Source organism: bacterium, from assembly GCA_026398675.1.
In the GTDB taxonomy this organism is placed as follows: Bacteria; RBG-13-66-14; RBG-13-66-14; order RBG-13-66-14; family RBG-13-66-14; genus RBG-13-66-14.
The window spans coordinates 1,485-2,650 of the sequence record JAPLSK010000235.1 but is presented as its reverse complement, the minus strand read 5'-3'; the positions used below and the strand labels follow the sequence as shown (position 1 = coordinate 2,650).

Annotated in this window: 2 rRNA genes; both read left to right on the top strand. The window is 59.6% G+C overall.

The features are described 5' to 3' along the window. Nucleotides 1–335, top strand: a 23S ribosomal RNA gene (locus NTW26_07460); the annotation flags it as partial. Between the two features lie 183 nt (nucleotides 336–518). Continuing rightward, nucleotides 519–635, top strand: a 5S ribosomal RNA gene (gene rrf / locus NTW26_07455). Nucleotides 636–1,166 lie beyond the last annotated feature (531 nt).

The window sequence follows — 1,166 nt, the reverse complement described above, 5'->3', positions numbered from 1 at the left end:
GGCACGCGAGCTGGGTTTAGAACGTCGTGAGACAGTTCGGTCCCTATCCGTCGTGGGTGTTGGAAGCTTGAGGAGAGCTGCCCCTAGTACGAGAGGATTGGGGTGGACGAACCTCTAGTGTACCGGTTGTCGCGCCAGCGGCATCGCCGGGTAGCTATGTTCGGAACGGATAAGCGCTGAAAGCATCTAAGCGCCAAGCCAACTCCAAAACCAGGCTTCCCGGGGACTTGATCCCCCTAAAGGCGCCTCGCAGACTACGAGGTTGATAGGACGCTGGTGTAAGTACCGTGAGGTATTCAGCCTAGCGTTACTAATCCGCCGTGAGGCTTGACCATCTTTTTACCGGCCGGGGGTTTTCGACGGAAGACCCCCGGCACGGAGCAATCCTTTAAAACCTTCGACCGCGAGGTTGCCTGCGTCTCAAATCTGCAAAAGAAGGGGCCTGTAGAGGGGGCCGGTTGGATTATGGGGATTGAATCCGTAACACCGGTAACCTCGAAAAGCACACTTCTTGGTCCTTTGGTGGCAATGGCGGAGGGGAAACACCCGTTCCCATCCCGAACACGGAAGTAAAGCCCTCCCGCGCCGATGGTACTGCCGGGGCGACCCGGTGGGAGAGTAGGTCACTGCCAAGGGGCCATAGTACAGAGGGCTCGGCTTAATTGCTGGCCCTCTTTTCATTTTGGGTGAAAACAACTGCTGAGTAGGCCCGAACACGGGAAACCCTTCCGCGCCGATGGTACTGCCGGGGCGACCCGGTAGGAGAGTGCATTCATGCACGGTCACTGCCAAGGGGCCATATTGAAGGGAGCCGCAAGGCTCCCTTTTTCATACCCCCTCCCCCCTCTGGGGGGAGGGTTGGGGAGAGGGGTGAGGTCGGGAACGTAGATTGAGCAAGTTCACAGGCTGCCGGCCCTCTTTTTTCATCTCCCGTGAAAACAACCGCTGAGTAGGCCCGAACACGGGAAACCCTCCCGCGCCGGTGGTACTGCCGGGGCGACCCGGTGGGAGAGTGCATTCATGCACGGTCACTGCCAAGGGGCCATCTTAAAGGGAGCCGTAAGGCTCTCTTTTTTTATACCCCCTCTCCTCTATGGGGAGAAGGAGACGTAGGGCGGGGATTCCTATCCCCGCCGCGTTGGGGGGGGGGGGGGGGGGGGGGGGGG